The organism is Ponticoccus litoralis (assembly GCF_039769985.1).
Lineage (GTDB): Bacteria > Pseudomonadota > Alphaproteobacteria > Rhodobacterales > Rhodobacteraceae > Ponticoccus > Ponticoccus litoralis.
In genome coordinates, this window is record NZ_JBDNCH010000002.1 from 1,449,073 (window position 1) to 1,464,136 (window position 15,064).

Sequence of the window (15,064 nt, forward strand, 5' to 3'; positions counted from 1 at the left end):
CCATGGCCCGGGCCCCGGGCCTTTACTCGCGGGTGATCGCCTGGGCGAAGATCGTCCTGCCGCTGGTCGCGCTTGCGCTTCTGTCGACGATCTTCCTGCTGTCGGATCGCCGCGAACCGATGGAGACCGTGCCCTTCGTCGAGGCCCTGCAGGACGGCGAGACCACGCGCGAGGGAGTGTCCGCGCCCTATTACTCCGGCAAGACCCAGCGCGGCGACTTCCTGACCATGACCGCCACCCGTGTCCGCCCGCAGAGCGACGGGCGCGTCGTGGCCGACGATCTTGCCGCCGCCGTGCGCCTGACAGACGGCAGCGAGATCCTTCTCGATGCGCTCAGCGCCACCCTGACCGACAGCACAGAGACGGCCCTTCTGGAAGGCGGCGTGCGGATACGCAGCTCGACCGGCTACACGCTGGACACCGATGCCATGACGACGGTTCTGGACCGCATAGAGGCGGAAACCCTTGGCCCGGTCAGCGGCGCGGGCCCGCTTGGCACGCTAGAGGCGGGACGGATGCGGATAGAGGCCTCTGGCACGGGCGGCGATGTGCAATTGCTGTTCACCGAAGGCGTAAAGCTGGTATATCAGCCGCCAAAAGAAGGAAGTTCTGCCGAATGATGCGCCTTGTCCTTGCTGCCGCCCTTGCCGCGCTTCCGCTGTCTGCCATGGCCCAGCAGGGGGCACAGGTGCAGTTCGGCGGGATGCAGCAGGACACCCGCGCCCCGGTCGAGGTCACCGCGGACCATCTGCAGGTGAACCAGTCCGACGGCACCGCCCTTTATACCGGCAACGTGATCATCGCACAGGGCGAGATGCGCCTGTCGGCCCCGCGCGTTCTGGTGGTCTATGCCGAAGCGGCGGGCCGGATCGAGCGGCTGGAGGCCACCGGCGGCGTCGTCATGGTCAGCGGCTCCGAGGCAGCAGAGGCCGAGCGCGCCGATTACAACATCGAGGCCGGGCAGGTCGTCATGTCCGGCAACGTGCTGCTGACGCAGGGGCCGAACGCGCTGACCTCGGAACGGATGACCGTCAACCTCGAAGACGGCACCGCGCGGATGTCGGGCCGGGTGAAGACGGTGCTTCAGCAGCAGGACGATGCGCAGACCGGCGGAGGGCAGTAGTTGGCCAGACCCGAGTTGACGGTGACCGAGGGCGACAGCGGCCTTCGCGTGTCCCACCTGCGCAAGAGCTACCGCAAGCGCGTCGTGATCCGCGACGTGACCATGCGGCTGGATCGCGGCGAAGTGGTGGCGCTGCTCGGGCCCAACGGCTCGGGCAAGACAACCTCGTTCTACGCCATTGCCGGGCTGGTGAATCCCGACGCCGGGCAGGTCCTGATCGACGGGCGCGACGCGACCTACCTGCCGATGTACCGCCGCGCGCGGCTGGGCATCGGCTATCTGCCGCAGGAAATGTCGATCTTCCGCGGCCTCTCGGTCGAGGACAATATCGGCGCCGTTCTGGACATATCCGTCCGCGACAACCAGCAGAAGCGCGAGCGGCTGGAGGAACTGCTGGGCGAGTTCTCTATCGAGCACCTGCGCCGCGCCCCGGCGCTGGCCCTGTCGGGCGGCGAGCGGCGCCGGGTCGAGATCGCCCGCTGCCTTGCCGCCGACCCCAAGTACCTGCTGCTGGACGAACCCTTCGCCGGGGTCGACCCGATCAGCGTCGGCGACATCCGCCACCTCGTGGCCGATCTCAAGACGCGCGGCATCGGCGTGCTGATCACCGACCACAACGTGCGGGAAACGCTGGAGATCGTCGACCGCGCCTATATCCTGCACGACGGCACCGTGCTGATGTCCGGCACCCCGGAAGAGGTGGTCCAGAACGAAAACGTCCGCCGCGTCTACCTTGGCGACAATTTTCGCTTCGGTTGAGTCAGATCAACGACGGTCCGTCCCCGCTTACGTGACAGTCGCATGACGGTTTCGATTGACAGCAGGGGGGCTTTCCAACTCAAATGAGGTTATGGTGCATCCAGACGCTGACAGGCTGAACGGCATGACCCTCGATCCCGAGGCCGGATCGCCCCGATCCGCGTCCATGCACCTTCCCTAGAGTCCGATATGAAGCGATCCCACCGGGGCCTCCCCCGGGGTCATTCCGCTATCGGACCATGACGTAAAGGAAACACCATGCGTTACCAGATCACCGGAAAGCAGATCGACGTCGGCGAAGCGCTGCAGACCCACGTCACAAACGAGCTGGGCTCGATGCTGGAGAAGTATTCCCAGCGCCCCACCGATGCGAACGTGATCTTTTCAAAGGCCGCGCACGAATATGTCTGCGAAGTCATCGTGCATCTGTCGAGCGGCCTGAACGCCGCGGCGAAGGGCCATGCCCCCGAAATCTATGCCGCATTCGAGTCCTGCACCGAAAAGATGGACAAGCAGCTGCGCCGCTACAAGCGCCGCCTGAAGGACCATCACAAGGACAGGACCGGTCCTGTTGAACATTTCGGCGCGTCCTCGTATATCCTCGCCGGAGAACTGGATCTCGGTCGAAACCGAGCCGGACTCGCTGCAGCCGATGATTGTGGCAGAGATGGAGACGAAGATTCCCTCGCTGTCAGTCGGCGAAGCAGTGATGCAGATGGAACTTGCAGGCGCGCCCGTCCTGGTGTTCCGGAACGAGAAGAAGGAAAGCGTGAACGTCGTGTACCGTCGCGACGATGGCAATATCGGCTGGATCGACCCGTAAAACCGGGGGCGGTCTCACGCTACGGGCAAGTCTTAACAGCATGACAGGCACGGCATGAAGTTTACCAACCTTCTGAAGAGCGACGCCATCAAGGTTGTCCAATCAACCTCGAGCAAGAAACGCCTGCTCCACGATGTCGCCGAACTTGCAGAAAGTGCCTACGGGCTCGACAGCCAGGCCACGATAGAGGCCCTGCTCGAGCGTGAATCGCTTGGGCCGACCGGCGTGGGGCACGGCGTTGCCCTGCCCCACGCCCGCCTGCAGGGGCTGGAAAAGGTCGCCGGGGTGTTCATCCTCCTGGATCGCCCCGTCGATTTCACCTCTGTCGACCGGCAGCCGGTCGATTTGGTCTTCGGGCTGTTCGCGCCCGAGGATGCGGGTGTCGAGCACCTGAAGGCGCTGGCGCTGGTCTCGCGCTCGCTGCGCGATCCGGCACTCTGTGCCAAGCTGCGGGCGAACCCGGACCCGGCGACGCTTTACACCATCCTGACAGAAGCCGAGGCCGTGAAGGCCGCCTGAGGCCCGTCCTCCGGCGCCTGCCCCGCGGCATCCGCCAAATCTCACCACAGGACGCGCCGGCCCCCGGGCCGGCGGTTGCGTTTGCTGCACCGGGGCCGGTGGGTGGGCGCCTTTGCGCGCCAGCGCAAACAGTGCCGCCCGCCGGGGCCGCGCCTAGGTCCAGTCGTCTCAGGACCAGTCGTCGAAGCCGAACATGTCGTAGTCGCGCTGGTAGGCTTCGCGCGCCAGCGCCTCGATCCGGTCGTCGTAGATCTGCGCCAGCGCAAAGGGCGCGCGGGTGGCAACCGGCTGCGGATCGGGCGGCGCCTCGTGCCCCGCCTGCATCGCCAGCGCGGGCAGGTACATGGCCATCTCGTCCTCGCGCACGACCATGTCCGGCAGCGTGTGGTCGGCCATGCCCTGAATGCATTGCGCCTGCGACGCCCAGTGCCCGTCCACCCGCACCGCCGTCTGCCCGGACAGGTTCGCCTTCACGAAGGTCAGCCAGGCGGTAAAGGCCTCGCGGTGGGCATCGACGTCATAATCCGCCCCCGGCTCGCCCTCGGGGATCGGCAGGGCATGGGCGCGGCGCAGGGTCTTGCGGATGCCCTTGAAGCTGCCCTTTTCGGTGGTCAGGATCTTCGCGCAAAACGCCTCGTGCGCGCGGGCCAGCGGGTGCCGGATCACGGTAAAGCTGCGGTGGCCGGGTCGTTCGCGCTTCCAGGTCCGCAGCGTGCCCTGCGTGAAATCGGACGAAAGATCCTTTTCCGCCACGCCGTCCAGCGCGGCCAGCCAGCCCAGCACCGCCGCCTCCGGCCCGGACCGCACGGGCATGTACAAAAGCGGCGTCTTCGCCCCGGCAAAATAGGTCGGCACCGCCGCGCCGCGCCGCGGCTCGAAATTCGGCGTGCGGCTCAGGTTGAAGCGATCGAGCCGCGCCGGGGAGGCCGCCATGGCCTCGAAGTTTTCGACCTTCTCGGCCACCGGCTGCGGGTTCTGCCGCTTCAGCGCGGTGTTCAGGCTGTCCAGCCGCGCCGGGCACCCCAGCCAGGCCGCCAGCCCGTTCATCACCGCAACGTCCTGCAGATCCTCGTAGGCCACGTAGAAGGCGGTCTGCGCCGTCCGTTGCAGCGTGTTCATGATCTGCACCTGAAAGGCCTGAAGCGCGTCCAGATGCGCCTCGAACTCGGGCCCGTCGAAGACCGCCCGCCCGGCCTTGCGTTTCTTGACGTTGGTCAGCTTCCACTGCCCCGTCGCCTGCGCGATCTTCCACGAGATGTAGCTGTCCACCGGGTTGCGCGTCAGCACCACCTTGCCGACCTTCGGATCGGTCAGCAGCGCGTCCAGAACGCGGGGGTCGTGGTCGTGGAAATAGCGAAAGCCCGCCATGTCAGGCGCCGCCCGCACCGCGTCCAGCAGGCGATGCGGTTTGGCATCCCGCTCTTCCTGCGAGATGCCCAGAACGTCCTCGGCATTGGGATAGCCGATGAAATGCGGGTTGAAGACCTCGCCGAGGCAGGAAATCCCGTCGAAGGCATTCAGGTTGGCTTCGAGGAAATTCGAACCGGTGCGCATTTCTGCAAACACCACGAAGCAGTCGAAACGGGTCATGGGGCTACTTCTTGATCAGGTAGGGCTTGCGCCGCGGCGCATCCGGGTTGCGCGCGACGATATCGACCGGGAAATCGCCCATCAGGTAGGGATGCATTCCCTGGTTCTTCAGATTTTGCAGGAATTGCCCGAAGCCGGCGAGCGGCTCCAGCCGTGGCGCCTCGGCCAGACGCCGCAGGCCTTTCTGGCCGATCTCGTCGATGATGACCTGCAGGGGCTCCATCGGGGCCTCGATAAACTCGGCCATGGACCAGATGCGGATGCGCGCCTTGACGTCCGGGCTGCGCAGCGTGTCCAGCATGCCGCTTTCGATCTTCTGCAACGCGGCGGCCTTGGCGCGGATATCGGCGAAATTGGCGTTGGACTTGAACAGCGGCACCGCCCAGTGCGCCCGAGATCACGCTGATCTGCGCGTTGGGATCGCGCGACAGGCTCCAGAGGATGTCGATATTGTCCTGCGGGCCAAGCTGGAAACACTGCCGCTCGCCGCGCGTGTTCCACAAGAGGTTGGTCAGGAAGGCCTTGCTGTTGTTGTCGCGCAGCCCGGCATTGTCCGACAGCGCGCCATTCACCACCGTCTGCCCGCCCGCGAACTCGGCCCGGCGTTTCGCGAAGAGGTGCCCGTGCACCTGCGCCCCGGTGGCCCGGGCCAGCCATGTCTCGAAATCCTCGAAAAGCTCTGAGAACCCCTGAAAGACCGAATACTTGCCCGCCGTCACGCCGTTTTCCCAGCCGATGTTGGGGTAACGCGATTGCATGTACAGGCCCGACCGCCCGCGCGTCCGCCGCTCCACCGCCTTGGCGAAGATGCGGTCGATCTTGCCCGGATTCGGTTCCTGCCGGGACGTGGCGCGGTTGGGATCGGTCAGGAAGGCGTCGTAGAGCCGCCCCGCATGCGGCCAGATCTTGCGCGCGACAAAGCAGTCCGAGCGGCGCAGCAATTGCAGGTGATCGTCGTAGAAGATGTGCGGTTTGCCACTGGAAGTCGAACTTCGACAGGGTCAGAGAGCGGCTTTCGATATTCGTGGAGTAAAGCCGCGCAAGGCTCTGGAAATAGCTCTCGTCGGGGATCCAGACGCGACGGAAATAGGCGTCGTACTTGCGGCGTTCGGGGTCTTGCAGGATCGCCGACAGGGTCTGGCGCGTCAGGCACCACCACTGGCTGCCCATATGCGGCACGATCCCGTTCGGCAGGCTGCGGCGATAGCCGACGCGGCGCTGAAGCTCGACAAAGGCGTCGAAGAGGTAGCGGTTGCGGCGCCACGAAAAGGGGAAATGCAGGGTGAAGCGTTCCTCGTCCAGCCCGCCCACCGTCCAGGGTACATCCGCCGTCGTCGCGCTTTCGATGAAATCGGTGCGCGGGCGGTCGGCGAGGTAGTCGATCAGTTCCTCGACCGGGCGCAGCGGCAGGCAGGACCCCGAGGCAAGGTAGACGTGGCGCACCTCCGCGAAGCGGGTCAGCATCAGTTCGCTGGCGTCCTGGCTGGCGGCGACCAGCCCCCAAGTGCCCCATTCGCAGCGGTGGCGTTTCGAGAACAGCACCGTTTCAAGATCGGACAGCGTCTGAACGAAGCGGTCGTAACGGTCCGTCTTCACCGCCTTGTCGACGTGGATCACCACCGGGCACCCGGCGGCGGCCCAGTGCCGGGCCACCTGCTCGGCCCGGTCGAAGGCCGTATGCACCAGCATGACGACGCCGACGGTCATGCCCAGTTGCCCTTGGACATCAGGCCGAGGATCTCGAGCTGGCGCCAGTTGATGTATTTCTCGGACCACTTGCACCAGAGGTCGGGGTTGTCCTTCACCCCCTCGGCATAGGCGATGTATTCGCGGCTGGCGCCGTAATGCTGCCCGCGCTCCAGCTCTTCGGCGGCCTTGTCGGCGAAGGTCGACAGGAACTTGGTGTGCAGCAGGATGCCGCTGGCCTTCTCGCCCCCCCATTCGTCGTAGACGAGGTTCAGCCCACGCGGCAGCAGGTTGTGGGTCGAGGACACGTAGGCATAACGCCGGTTCCATTTCACCAGCGGCACCTTGTTCAGCGCCGGGGCCAGTTCGGGTGTGTCGGCAAAGAACATCCGCGCCCGCGGTCCGCCCTGAATCCAGAGATTGCCGAAGTTCCAGTTCTTCGAGATCGCGTAATTGCCCGCGTCGAACCAGTTGGCGATCTCCGGGGGATCCTGCCCGGCGCTGTAGGGTTGCAGGTCCATCCGCCCCTTCGGGTACATGTCCAGCAGCATGGCCGAGAAGGACTTGATCGAGGAGGCATCCAGCCAGTCGGTCAGCGCGCGCAGGGGCCGCGTGTCGCAGAACGGGTAGAGGAACAGCTCATCGGGGTCGACGGTCAGGGCCCAGTGGCCATGGCCGTATTTGAACAAGAGCCAGTTCATCCAGTCCACGCCGAAGCGCGAGCGCTTGTAGCTGGCGGTCGTCGTCCAGACCGAACAGTCGGGCTGGCTGGCGAGGTAGTCGAGCGACCCGTCTGTGGAGTCGTTGTCCACGAAGAGGAAGTGATTCACCCCCATCTCGCGGTAATAGCGCAGGAACCACGGCAGGCGCACACCTTCATTGCGCTGGGTCGAGAAGACCAGCAGGTCCGAGGGCCGGATATCGGCGGTGCGATTGGCGACGGGACGCAGCTCGCGGCGCTTGCGGAAGGCGCGGATCAGCCAGCGTTTTCGCTGCACCCGCAGTTTGTATGACCGCCATGCGCCCAAGAGCCGATCTTCCCCAACGGTACCGGTGGTCCGACCTGCCAAAGGCGCAGCTATCAGGTCAGGGTTAAGGCCTTGTTGAAATGCGTCTCCCATGTGGGAGGGTCGAAAGTCGGGGCTGCCCGCCCCTGGCCGTCTCGGTCTGCCCGATGGTGCGCTGCCATCTCAATTATCTTGTTGCGCCAAAGATAGCGGTCGGAAGCATCGGCGTAAACGGGAATGTTTCCCAAGACTTCCCGGTAAATCGGAAGATCGTTGCACAGGACCGGAACACCCAGCAGTGCCGCCTCGACCGGGGGCAGGCCATAGCCTTCGGCGAGGCTGGGAAACAGCATGCCCGCGCTGCCGCGCAAAAGGCCCGCGATCTGCGCGTCGCTCAGGCCGGGCAGTTCGTGCACCCGGTCGGGCCGCGCATCGAGGCGGGCAAAGACCGCGTGGTTCTCCCACCCGCGAGAGCCGCAGATCAGCAGGTCGGCCTCGGGGATCTCGGGCCAGAGGTCCAGCAGCAGGGCGTGGTTCTTGCGCGGCTCTATGGTGCCGACCGTCACGAAATAGGGGCGGCGCCACGCCCCCCGGGCGGCGCTCCGGGCGGGGTCGGGTCGACGCCCAGCGGCGCGACGATGGCCTCTGGCATCCGGTCGCCAAGATGGCGCGCGGTATCGGCCAGGGTCTGCTGCGAGTTGCAGATCACCACATCGGCCACGCGCCCCACGCGGGACAGGAAGGCGGCGAAGCGATCCACCGTGCCGGGGCGCTGGAACTGCGGATGGTCCAGCGGGATCGTGTCATGCACCAGCACCGCGATCCGGGCGCCCTGCGCCTTCAGCGCCGCCGCGACGGCCTCGGTCAGGTTGGTATGGCCAAGGTTGATGTAATGCGCCCCGCGCGGCAGGTGGCGGCGCAGCATGCGGCCCAGCAGCGGTTTTATGCAGCGGGCGATACACAGGCGCCGCACGTCGGCCTCGGCCCGGGCGCGCATCGGGTCGATGTCGCGCACGAGGCGCGACAACCGGTCCGCCGGCCCCCATGTACCCTGCGCCACCCGGTCGCGCAGGGCGGCGCAGCCCGCCGCGTCCAGCAGCGCATAGCCCAGCGAGGTGCGCACCAGCCCGTAGAAGGGCCCCAGCCCGCAAAGATGCCGAAGCCGGGCGTATTCCACCCGGTCGACACCGGTCAGCGGCCGTCCGGCGCGGCTGACCAGCCGTGTCAGATCCAGCAGGCGAAGGGGGTCAGGCTGCGTATCGGCCATTCTTGTGCCATCGGCAGGTGTCCGCGATCAGGGCAAGCGACCCGCAGAGGCCATTGCGCCCGCAGGGTCCGGGCCCGGCCATGGCCTTTGCGGCCCGGCTGCGGGCAGCAAGGCGCAGGACCGCCTCGGGCCGCCACAGCCGCAAGCCCGCGTCCCGCCGGGGGCGACCGGTCAGGTCGCCCTCGGCCGAAGGGGCCGACGGTCACGGCGCCGTCCAGCCCGTCGGCAGACTGTTAAAGACCACCGGCGCGAAACCCGCGGTCTTCAAGGCCTTGCAGGCGGGGCTGTCGATCTCGCCAGCCCCGCCCGTTGCCAGAACGGGTGCCACCCCGGCGCCTTACTCGGCAGCCTTGCGCGAGGTCATGACCTCTTGCAGGTAGGCCTCCAGATCGCCGCGCAGGTCGTCCCGCGCCAGGCCGAAGGCAACGGTGGCCTGAAGGAAACCCGCCTTGGAGCCGCAATCGAAACGCTGGCCACGGAAGCGGTAGCCATAGACGCCGTCGCCGTCGATTTCCTCGGCAATGGCATCGGTCAGCTGGATCTCGCCGCCCGCGCCGGTCTTCATCTTATTGAGATGCTTGAAGACATTGGGCGACAGCACGTAACGCCCGATGACCGCAAGGTTGGACGGCGCCTCTTCGGCCTTGGGCTTTTCGACCATGCCCTTGACCCTGACCATGGCGCCCATGTCCTCTGCCACGTCGAGCACGCCGTAGGCGCTGGCCTTCTCCTGCGGCACTTCCATCGCCGCGACCATGCTGCCGCCGGTTTCCTCGTAGGCCTCGATCATCTGCTGAAGGCAGGGTTTCTCGGCGGCGATCACGTCGTCGGGCAGCACCACGGCAAAGGGTTCGTTGTGCACCAGACGGCGCGCGCACCAGATCGCGTGCCCCAGACCCAGCGCCTTGGCCTGACGGATATAGGCGATCTCGCCCGAATCCATATTGGTGGTCTTGAGAACCTCCAGAAGCTCTGTCTTGTCCTTCTTGCGCAGCTCCTGCTCCAGATGCGGCGCGTGGTCGAAGTAGTCCTCCAGCGCCGACTTGCCGCGCGCGGTGACGAAGATGAATTCCTTGATGCCCGCAGCGCGGCATTCGTCGATCGCGTATTGCACCAGCGGCCGGTCGACCAGAGTCATGATCTCCTTCGGGACCGACTTGGTCGCCGGAAGGAACCGGGTGCCGAGGCCCGCGACAGGGAAAATTGCCTTGGTGACCTTCTTGCGCATGCGAATGCTCCTTTCATGCCAGAACGGCTGGCCATATCGTTTCGAGGCGTTATACACGGTTCGGATTAATACTGCGCCTGCGAAAGGCGAAATCCTCATTTTTTTACGGAATACCGCCTATGGCGGGCAGATCATACCCCCGGGCCCCGGCCCCGGCTTCGGGTGTCAGCCCCGCACCGCCGCGATCCGCGCCAGCTCTGCCGCGACACGACGCCGGAACCGCCGGGGCCGCACCAGCGGACCGCTTCGCAGGCTTCGCCCGAACAGGCCGCCGCGATGCTCCCAGACGCCAGTCTCCGTCAGGGAAACGCGGTGGTAAAGCGCCGTTGGCGACAGCAGGAACAGCGTGGCGACCTGCCCCCGGGCAACGGCCTCTGCCGCGCGCCGTCTCAGGGTGCGGGCCTGCCACGGCCTGCCTGTAAAACAGGCCCTCTGCGCGCCCTCCGTCGAAGGATAGGGGAGAAACGGGGCCTGTGCGCAGGGAATTGCCTGCGGGCGGGCGACATCCCGCCGAAGCCCCTCTGCCCCGCCCCGGTCGAGGCTGCGCATCAGGCGCAGCAGGCCCGGCGGGTCCAGCGGACCGCGCTGCATGTAGCCCAGCAGGCGCCTGCGCTGCGCTGCCCGGAACGCCCGCCGGGCTTCGTCCTGCTGCGACGGCGGGCAATGTTTGCGCAGGAACACCCGCTGCGAGGCACCGATCTGGAACAGGTCGCGCGGGGTCCGGTCCGGCGCGCGGCGGCTGCTTTCGGCAAAGCCGTGGTGAACCTGCGCCAGCGGCACAAGGGCGGTCGCCAGCCCCGCACCGGCCAGCCGCATGTTGAGATCCGTTTCGTCGAGGTAGAAGTGGAAAGCCGGGTCGAAGCCCCCCAGCGCCGCCAGCACGGCGCGGCGCAGGGCCATGTTCGTGCCCTCGGTCTTGATCGCCCGGTCGCCGGTCGGCTGAAGCACGCGCGGCGCCTCGCCCGGCAGCTCCATGTCCTGCGCCACGCCCAGCCGGTCGACGCTGCGCGCCCGCCACTGGAAGGAAATGCCGTTGCGCCCCAGCACGTAGCCCCCGGCGGCGGCGATGTCTCCCGCGAAGGGCGCGCAGAGGTGCCGCAGCCAAAGCGGTTCCGGCACCGCGTCGTCGTCGATGAAGGCCACGACCTCGCCCGCCGCCACCCGAAGCCCCGCGTTGCGCGCGGCAGAGATATTGGGTGCGTCGAAGGCGACCAGCTTCAGGTGTTCCGCATCGGGCCGCGCGCGGGCCGCCGCGATCCCGGCGGGGCAGCCCACGACGATCACCTCGAAATCCGGGTAGTCCAGCTGTGCGATCCCGGTCAGGCAGCGTTTCAGCGCCGCCGGTCTGTCGCGGCTGACGATGACGACGCTGACGCTGACCGGACCGGTCACCGCATCAGCCCTGCTTCAGCTCGACCCCCGGCGCGTAGGCGATGAAGAAGGGGTTGGCGAAACCCTCCTTGCCATAGGCCAGCGGCGTGTGATCGTCGAAGCGCACCACGCGCCCGCCCGCGCCGTTCAGCACCGCGTGACCGGCGGCGGTGTCCCATTCCATGGTCCGCCCGAGGCGCGGGTAGATATCCGCCTCGCCGGTGGCAACAAGGCAGAACTTCAGCGAGGAACCGGCGCTCTTGGCGTCCGCGACCTCGTAGAGGTTGATGTAGTCGTCGGTCGCCTGATCGCGGTGCGACTTCGAGGCCACCACCAGAAGCGCGGCGTTGTCGGGCTCGGACACCCTGATCCGCTTGGTCTCGCCCGGCGCGGCCTTGTCGAAGGGACCGATTTCCTCGACCGAGTTGCCGACGCTGTCGGTGTAGAACATCCGCCCGCGCGCCGGGGCATAGACGACGCCGCGCGTCGGCACGCCATCCTCGACCAGCGCGATATTGACGGTGAAATCGCCGCGCCGCTTCACGAATTCCTTGGTGCCGTCCAGCGGATCGACGATCAGAAAGGTCATCGCGTCCAGATCGTGGCTGTCGGCCTGCTCTTCGGTGACCAGAGGCATGTCGGGAAAGGCCGCGCGCAGACCGGCCGAAATCAGCGCGTCCGCCGCCTCGTCCGCCTCTGTCACCGGGCTGTCGTCGGACTTCGACTTCACCTCGAAATCGTCTGCCTCGTAGATCGCCATGATCTTGTCGCCCGCCTCCAGCGCCAGCCGGCGCAGCACGATGGTCAGTTCGGAATAATTCACCGCAAAGCTCCCCCGCGCGACCACGCGGATTCATTGATTTGAAAACCCATTCCGCTTATGGTTCGGATCAATCAGAACGGCAAGCGCCGCACCGCCCGAGGCAGGGACGACGGATCCCGGCGGCATCCACGAGCAGACCGGAGACCCGCGACCCATGTTCGAGACCGCCAAACCCCGCTCGCGGCTGGAATCCGCCGTCTACATCGCCGAACTGATCTACCACAATTCCGTGCGCGCGGTGCGCAAGACGCACAACAACGCCTTCATGGCGATCTTCATGAACATGCTGCAGACGATCATCTTCGTGCTGGCCTTCTACTTCATGTTCCTGATCCTCGGGATGCGCGGATCGGCCCTGCGCGGCGATTTCCTCGTCTACATCATGACCGGCGTCTTCCTTTACATGACGCATACCAAGACGCTGGGCGCGGTCGCCGGGTCGGAAGGGCCGGCCAGCCCGATGATGCAGCACGCGCCGATGAACACGATGATCGCAATCATCTCGGCCATGCTGTCGTCGCTGTATATCCAGGTGCTGTCGCTGATGGCGATCCTGTTCATCTACGATGTCGCCTTCAACCCCTTCGTCCTGCAGGAGATCCACGACCCGATCGGTTGCCTGGCGATGCTGCTGCTGTCGTGGTTTTCCGGCGCGGCGATCGGCATGGTGGTGCTGGCGATCAAGCCCTGGTTCCCGACGCCGGTCAGCATCCTGACGACGATCTACCAGCGCGCCAACATGATCGCCTCGGGCAAGATGTTCGTGGCCAATACACTGCCCACCTACATGCTGGTGATGTTCGACTGGAACCCGCTGTTCCACACCATCGACCAGTCCCGCGGGTACGCTTTCGTCGATTACAACCCCCGGAATTCCAACTGGGAATATGCCTTTTACCTGTCTATCGTTCTGCTCATGATCGGCCTGATGGGCGAATTCTACACCCGCAAACACGCCTCTGCCTCGTGGAACGCGCGCCGCTAGACGGCGGGCCTGTCCGGGGGCCCGGCGCCTGCGAAAGGACAGGACATGTTTTCACGGATCGCATTCTTCACGCTGCTCGCCGGGGCGGCCGCCGCACAGGACTATCCCCGCCTGCACGACGTGTCCGGTGTTGCCTCTGACGACACGCTGAACCTGCGCGAGGCGCCTTCGGCCAAGGCCCCCGTGGTGGGAGAACTGGCCCACGATGCCCGCGCCATCGAGGTGATGCGCGTCGAGAACGGCTGGGGGCTCGTCAACATCGAAGAGCGCGCTGGCTGGGCGTCCATACGCTACCTCGCCCCGCGCGCCGACGGCGACCTGCCGAACGCGCAGGCGCTGACCTGTTTCGGCACCGAACCGTTCTGGAGCCTGCACATACGCCCCGGCCAGACGGCGCAGTATCGCTCTCCCGAGGTCATGGACGGAGAGACCTACGGCGTCGGCCCGCTGCAACGGCTGTGGTCGCCGACGCTGAAATACACGCTGCGCGGCGAGGGCGGCGAAGGCTCCCTCGATGCGATGATCATGCCCGCCTATTGCGACGACGGCATGTCCGACCGCGAGTACGGCTTTGACGTGACCCTGTTCCTGTCGCGCGAGGACCGGGTGTATTCCGGGTGCTGCACGCTGGACGAGTGAGCGCCGACGCGGGTCAGGACGAGTGCCATCACGCCTGCGAAAGAAGGATATGCACCTCTGTCACCAACGCACGCCAAGCCGTGCAGCGTCGGGCCGTGGTCCGGCGATCCTCCGCGTCAGGAAAGCAGTTTATCCCTGCAAAGGCCGTAAGCCCTCAATCAGGTCGCGCTGGCGGCAGCCAAATCGCCGGGCCGTCGCACCAGAGGTGCGCCGCTTGATCGGCCCGTTATGAAGGAGGCCTGCCTCTGGCATGATGCGCGGCGGCTTCGCCTTGATTCCGCGCTGGGTGGTCAACAGCTCGGAACGGCGCGAGGAACGATTCGCAGGAGCGTCGGACTTTCTGGATGTCTGAATTTCGGCACGGCGGCACGAGACACCGCGCACAAGGCTATCGCAAGGGGCGCCCCGCCCTGAGACGCGAGGCGACAGCACGGGAGAGCCGAAGGCCCTCATGCCGCTGCCGTCACCACCCGCAGGGTCAGGTTGATCCGCCCGCCGTCCCGCAGCAATGTCGAAGAGCCGAAGCGGATCCGGTCCACCCCGTGATGCGCCAGCCGCGCCGCGCCGCCCATCACCACCACGTCGCCGGACTTCAGCCAGACCGACTCGGTCTTGCCGCCCCGTTCGACGTTGCCCATGCGGAACAGCCCGTCATCGCCCAAAGAGACCGAGACCACCGGGCAGGAAAAGTCGCCCTCGTCCTTGTCCTGATGCAGGCCCATCCGGGCGCCCTCGCCGTACCAGTTGATCAGGCAGCACTCGGGCAGGCGCGCGCAGCCGGACACATCCCGCCAGATCGCCAGCACCGCTTCGGGGATCGGCGGCCAGCCCATGCCCTGGGGATGCCGTGGCTCGTAGCGATAGCCTTTGCGGTCGGTCACCCAGCCGTAATCGCCGCAGGCGCCCATGCGCACCGACATCGGCTTGCCCCGGGGCGTGACCGGCTGCACCAGCGGGGCCTGCATCAACACCGCGCGCAGATGCTCGACCAGCTGCTCCTGCGCGGCGCGGTCCAGCCAGCCGGGGTAGACCCGGAACCCCTTCACATCAAGGAAATCGCCCATGCGCCCCTTGTCGGTCAAATCCGGGCCGAGTCCAAGAATTTCCCGTCAAATGCACCTCTCGGAACGCTTGCAGGCCCCTTTTGCCCTCCTTATATACCGTCCGAACGCGCTGGCCGGGCCATTCCGCCAGCGACATCGAATGCGGGGCGGGATGCCGTAACGGGTCTCGGCCTCGTGACA

General features: G+C 66.3%; 14 protein-coding genes and 2 pseudogenes. 7 read left to right on the forward strand and 9 right to left on the reverse strand.

The window, feature by feature from the left end; genetic code table 11:
- Positions 1-2: 2 nt before the first annotated feature.
- The 5 genes and pseudogenes from lptC to ABFB10_RS08240 all read left to right on the forward strand — a co-directional run bounded on the left by lptC (position 3) and on the right by ABFB10_RS08240 (position 3,224).
- Positions 3-620: an LPS export ABC transporter periplasmic protein LptC gene (gene lptC, locus ABFB10_RS08220; RefSeq protein WP_347166143.1), complete on the forward strand. Its 618-nt coding sequence runs from the start codon at positions 3-5 to the stop codon at positions 618-620.
- Positions 617-1,123 carry a lipopolysaccharide transport periplasmic protein LptA gene (lptA, locus tag ABFB10_RS08225; protein ID WP_347166144.1) on the forward strand — a complete coding sequence of 169 codons (507 nt, stop codon included), beginning with the start codon at positions 617-619 and terminating at the stop codon, positions 1,121-1,123. The genes lptC and lptA overlap by 4 nt, the downstream gene beginning before the upstream one ends.
- Positions 1,124-1,882: an LPS export ABC transporter ATP-binding protein gene (gene lptB / locus ABFB10_RS08230; protein ID WP_023848514.1), complete on the forward strand. Its 759-nt coding sequence runs from the start codon at positions 1,124-1,126 to the stop codon at positions 1,880-1,882.
- Positions 1,883-2,140: 258 nt separating this feature from the next.
- Positions 2,141-2,705: pseudogene (gene hpf / locus ABFB10_RS08235) on the forward strand (ribosome hibernation-promoting factor, HPF/YfiA family).
- A 54-nt stretch (positions 2,706-2,759) separates the two neighbouring features.
- Positions 2,760-3,224 carry a PTS sugar transporter subunit IIA gene (locus ABFB10_RS08240; protein ID WP_347166145.1) on the forward strand — a complete coding sequence of 155 codons (465 nt, stop codon included), beginning with the start codon at positions 2,760-2,762 and terminating at the stop codon, positions 3,222-3,224.
- A gap of 168 nt (positions 3,225-3,392) precedes the next feature.
- On the opposite strand, the gene ABFB10_RS08245 is transcribed toward ABFB10_RS08240, so the two are convergent.
- The 8 genes and pseudogenes from ABFB10_RS08245 to cysQ all read right to left on the reverse strand — a co-directional run bounded on the left by ABFB10_RS08245 (position 3,393) and on the right by cysQ (position 12,196).
- Positions 3,393-4,814 (reverse strand): sulfotransferase family 2 domain-containing protein, encoded by a 1,422-nt coding sequence (locus ABFB10_RS08245; protein ID WP_347166146.1) that lies wholly within the window; start codon positions 4,812-4,814, stop codon positions 3,393-3,395.
- Positions 4,815-4,818: 4 nt separating this feature from the next.
- Positions 4,819-6,521, reverse strand: a pseudogene (locus tag ABFB10_RS08250) (DUF5927 domain-containing protein).
- Positions 6,518-7,498: a glycosyltransferase family 2 protein gene (locus ABFB10_RS08255; RefSeq protein WP_430522999.1), complete on the reverse strand. Its 981-nt coding sequence runs from the start codon at positions 7,496-7,498 to the stop codon at positions 6,518-6,520. The pseudogene ABFB10_RS08250 and the gene ABFB10_RS08255 overlap by 4 nt, the downstream one beginning before the upstream one ends.
- An 83-nt stretch (positions 7,499-7,581) precedes the next feature.
- Positions 7,582-8,073 carry a glycosyltransferase gene (locus tag ABFB10_RS08260; protein WP_347166147.1) on the reverse strand — a complete coding sequence of 164 codons (492 nt, stop codon included), beginning with the start codon at positions 8,071-8,073 and terminating at the stop codon, positions 7,582-7,584.
- Positions 8,070-8,774 carry a glycosyltransferase gene (locus ABFB10_RS08265; RefSeq protein ID WP_347166148.1) on the reverse strand — a complete coding sequence of 235 codons (705 nt, stop codon included), beginning with the start codon at positions 8,772-8,774 and terminating at the stop codon, positions 8,070-8,072. The genes ABFB10_RS08260 and ABFB10_RS08265 overlap by 4 nt, the downstream gene beginning before the upstream one ends.
- 337 nt (positions 8,775-9,111) lie before the next feature.
- The gene (galU, locus tag ABFB10_RS08270; protein ID WP_347166149.1) at positions 9,112-10,002 is read right to left on the reverse strand and encodes a UTP--glucose-1-phosphate uridylyltransferase GalU; all 891 of its coding nucleotides are present in this window, start codon (positions 10,000-10,002) and stop codon (positions 9,112-9,114) included.
- Positions 10,003-10,167: 165 nt separating this feature from the next.
- On the reverse strand, positions 10,168-11,394 hold the full coding sequence (locus tag ABFB10_RS08275) for a glycosyltransferase family 2 protein (protein ID WP_347166150.1): 1,227 nt from the start codon (positions 11,392-11,394) through the stop codon (positions 10,168-10,170).
- 4 nt (positions 11,395-11,398) lie between these two features.
- On the reverse strand, positions 11,399-12,196 hold the full coding sequence (gene cysQ, locus ABFB10_RS08280) for a 3'(2'),5'-bisphosphate nucleotidase CysQ (RefSeq protein WP_347166151.1): 798 nt from the start codon (positions 12,194-12,196) through the stop codon (positions 11,399-11,401).
- Positions 12,197-12,350: 154 nt separating this feature from the next.
- Here cysQ and ABFB10_RS08285 point away from each other — a divergent pair, with 154 nt between their 5' ends.
- Positions 12,351-13,181 (forward strand): ABC transporter permease, encoded by an 831-nt coding sequence (locus ABFB10_RS08285; RefSeq protein WP_347166152.1) that lies wholly within the window; start codon positions 12,351-12,353, stop codon positions 13,179-13,181.
- A 45-nt stretch (positions 13,182-13,226) separates the two neighbouring features.
- Complete coding sequence (locus tag ABFB10_RS08290) at positions 13,227-13,820, forward strand: COG3650 family protein (RefSeq protein WP_347166153.1); 594 nt, start codon at positions 13,227-13,229, stop codon at positions 13,818-13,820.
- A 449-nt stretch (positions 13,821-14,269) separates the two neighbouring features.
- On the opposite strand, the gene ABFB10_RS08295 is transcribed toward ABFB10_RS08290, so the two are convergent.
- A complete protein-coding gene (locus ABFB10_RS08295; protein WP_347166154.1) occupies positions 14,270-14,884 on the reverse strand; it encodes an alpha-ketoglutarate-dependent dioxygenase AlkB family protein in 615 nt (204 codons plus the stop codon).
- Positions 14,885-15,064: the final 180 nt, after the last annotated feature.